Here is a 3,247-nt window from a genome sequence, read left to right as displayed (position 1 = left end):
ATGGCCGGCATGGATCCGGAGGACATGGGTCCGGGCATGGCGCGGCCCGGCGCTCCCCCGCCGGGTTAACTACGGCGCGACGCGCGGATACTCCTCGACCCCACCCGGGTAGCCGCCACCTGTGGTGGTGATGTGCACGTGATCGAAGTGGCCGTAGCCCGAGCCGCCGGGGCCGGCGGGCGTGTAGTACACGCCCCGCCAGATCACGTCCTGCAGGCCGAACCTGTCGGCGTTCCGCAGCGCGTAGTCGCGGATCGCGTCGCCCAGCGCGATGCCCTCGGCGCTTCCGGCGTCGGGGATGATGACGTCGAGGGCCAGCCCGTTGGGATGCCACGGCTTGGAGTCGGGCCGCACGCCGATCATCTCGGTGATCTGCGGGAAGTAGGTGCTGATGTTCCGCTCGGCCAGGATGGTCCTGACCTGCAGACCTTGCTCGGGGCCGACGCCGGGGGGCAGCAGTTCCGGTGCGAAGTCGACGTGAGCCGCCGGTGCCACCACGAGCGCCTCGGGCGCGGGTTCGGCCGGAAGCGCCTCCGGCGCGGGTTCGGCCGGAAGCGCCTCTGCGGGTGCGCCCTGCAGGTCCGTGAGCACCGCCGATTCGACGGCGGGCGCTCCACCGGGCTGTTCGGCGTTGCCCGGGTCCGCGCCCGCTCCCGGGGACAGCGCCAGCGCCGCCGGCAGGACCACGGCCGCGGCCAGCACCGGCCACGCCCTCTTCACACTCCGTTGACAAAACATCACGAAACCATAACGGAACTCCCGGGCCCCGACGAGTTATCGCGACCGGCGAGTTCGTCACACCCGAACCATCCCTCACTGGTTGCGGGCACCCGGGTCCAGTCGATCGCCGCAGTTCACAGGCGTCCAGCCACCCGGACCGGGCGGCTGGACCTTAGCTGGAGCCTTCCCCAGCAAAGTTCGCGTGGCGGGCGGGCGCGACCGGTCACTAAGCTTCCCTGACGGAGGGAAATTCTTCGACCGGACGAGGTCACCGCTGCGGGAAGGCACGACGATGAGTCCCACCAGACACCTGGCCGCCGCCGTCGGCATCGTCCTGCTGTGCGGCGCCGCCGGAGTGTGCAATGCCGGCGAGTCCCACGCGGACCCCGCCATCACCCCCGCCGACATCGACCCGCTGGCCGTCTCGCTGGACGACATCAAAGCGATCTCGGGCGGCGGTTACCTGAACTCCGCGGTCAGCGACCAGCCGGTTTCAGGGCCGGCCGCCGACCCGGGCGGGGCCTGCCAACTGGCGCTCAGCTCCGAAGCCGACCCTGCGGTGTTCGGAACCGGCTGGACCGCCTTCCGATACGTCGATACCACCGGCAGCAACATCTACCTTCGTCAGGCCATCGGCGTGTACCCCGACCCGGCCAAGGCCCAGGACCTCTACGACGAGTTGGACAGCGGACTGCGGGCCTGTGCGCTGACCGGGACCGGGAAAATCGCGATCGCCTCGCTCAAACCCAACGGCGCAACCTGGCTCGAGCCCGGCGACCGGCCGTGCGCCGAGGCCGCGCGGGTGGTCAAGAACGTCCTCTTCCGCGTCGGGTCGTGCCGGCAGGAGCCGGCCGCGGCCGTGATGGCGGTAGCCGAGCAGATCTCCGCGCGGATCAACGCCAAGGCCTGACCCGGCTCGGCTGTCGGCCGGCCGGCCCCAGGCTAAGGAGGGCGCGGTAACCCGGCCCGGATAGCGGATCCCACCTTCCGAACAGCCGCTGATCAGGGCTTTTATCGCAGAACTGGACCGGACCCCTTGCCGGTTCCGCGCGGCGGCCCCCGGCGCGGCGCGCCGGGGCGACACGCCGGGGGGGTCTCCGGCGGCCGTGTTCGGCGATAACAATGCGGAGAGGCCCTATTTTCCCTACGATCGCGCCAATCGGCTTAATCGAAACGAGGAGATCAACGATGGGCAGTGAAGACCTGGTGGCTCGCGGAGTGTCCGGCAAGCTCGAGTGGCTGCGCAAGTCGGTGGCGGAACATCCCGACGGTGCGGCGGACTCGGCGTGGGCCTGGATCAACGACCTGTCCAAGCAGTCCAAGTCCGACGCCGAGGGCGCTGATGCGGACCTCAACCAACTCTTCCGGCTCGGCACCGCGCCCACCAACCTGCACGGGCCGACCGAGGGCATTCTGGTGATGACCACCACCAACGAGAAGTTCGACGCCGTCGTGCGCGCCATCACCGCTCTGTGGATGCCATGGCAGGGCAAGCGTTTCGACAACCAGTCCGCCACGGGTGACAACCGTCTGACGAAGAGCACCGGCCTGGTCGGCAAGCTGCTCTGGCCGCTGTACTCGATGCGCGACCATATCGACGGCAAGCTGGCGTTCGACTTCAAGACCTATGTGGAGGCCGGCAAGGACGACCCGGACATCGACGTCATGGTCATCGACTACGCCGACATCGAGGACAACCCGAAGCTGATCATCCGTAGCGTCCGCGACGAACTCGTCGAGCTCGTGCCCGGCGTGTATCTGGGCAAGATTCTGTTCAAGACAGATTCGGGCTACAACAAGATCGGCTACTTCGCTCTGCGCACCCCGCGCTGAGCGTCCTTCCACAACCGACAACGTCAAGACAGTTCCGTTCCAAATCGCGAGAGGGGTTCCATTCAGATGAGCGACAAGCAGTGGTACGAGAAGCCGTCCCTGGTCATGCAGGTCAAAGCGCTGACCGATCTGCGCGACGAGTTGCGCGCGCACAACCTCTACGAGGGCGAGGGCATCCGGCCCAGCACCGACCTCGGTGCGCCCTCCGAGGAGGCCAAGCGCGCCCGCACCCCGGACGGAACCTTCAACGACCTCTCGGATCCGTGGATGGGCGCGGCGGGCACCGGCTTCGGCCGCAATGCCCCGCCATCGATGACGATCACCCACACCAAGAAACTGCTTGATCCCGACCCGCGGCTGATCAGCCGCAAGCTGATGGCCCGCGATTCGTTCAAGCCCGCCGGGATCGTCAACTCGTTCGCCGCGGCGTGGATCCAGTTCGAGAACCACAACTGGTTCTTCCACGGCAATGGCGACCCGAGCAAGGTGATCGACATCCCGCTGGGCGCCGGTGACGACTTCCCGAAGAACCCGATGCAGATCCGTCGGACCATTCCGATGAACGGCAAGGAGATCGTCGACGGCCAGCCCGCCCCGGTGTTCGCCAACACCGAGACGCACTGGTGGGACGCCTCGCAGGTGTACGGCACCGGCAAGGACAAGCAGTCCGAGGTCCGCACGTTCAAGGACGGCA

At 67.8% G+C, this 3,247-nt stretch carries 4 protein-coding genes; 3 read left to right on the top strand and 1 reads right to left on the bottom strand.

The genetic code is table 11. From position 1 onward, the window contains the following. Positions 1–69: 69 nt before the first annotated feature. Positions 70–720, bottom strand: a complete 651-nt coding sequence (locus tag ACKOQ4_RS11260) for a VldE C-terminal domain-containing protein (RefSeq protein WP_526291810.1) — start codon at positions 718–720, stop codon at positions 70–72. A 292-nt stretch (positions 721–1,012) separates the two neighbouring features. Between ACKOQ4_RS11260 and ACKOQ4_RS11255 the strand changes: the two genes are divergently transcribed. From ACKOQ4_RS11255 to ACKOQ4_RS11245, 3 genes are all read left to right on the top strand, one after another. Beyond that, complete coding sequence (locus tag ACKOQ4_RS11255) at positions 1,013–1,630, top strand: sensor domain-containing protein (protein WP_526291808.1); 618 nt, start codon at positions 1,013–1,015, stop codon at positions 1,628–1,630. Positions 1,631–1,908: 278 nt separating this feature from the next. Beyond that, entirely contained in the window at positions 1,909–2,553 is a 645-nt protein-coding gene (locus ACKOQ4_RS11250; RefSeq protein WP_526291806.1) for a hypothetical protein, read from the top strand. 66 nt (positions 2,554–2,619) lie between these two features. Then, a partial coding sequence (locus ACKOQ4_RS11245; RefSeq protein WP_526291804.1) for a peroxidase family protein occupies positions 2,620–3,247 on the top strand: 628 nt, incomplete at its 3' end.

Origin of the sequence: Mycobacterium sp., from assembly GCF_046095365.1 — a bacterium.
Taxonomy (GTDB): domain Bacteria; phylum Actinomycetota; class Actinomycetes; order Mycobacteriales; family Mycobacteriaceae; genus Mycobacterium.
The sequence above is the reverse complement of the archived record's forward strand: the minus strand, read 5'-3'. Positions and strand labels throughout refer to the sequence as shown.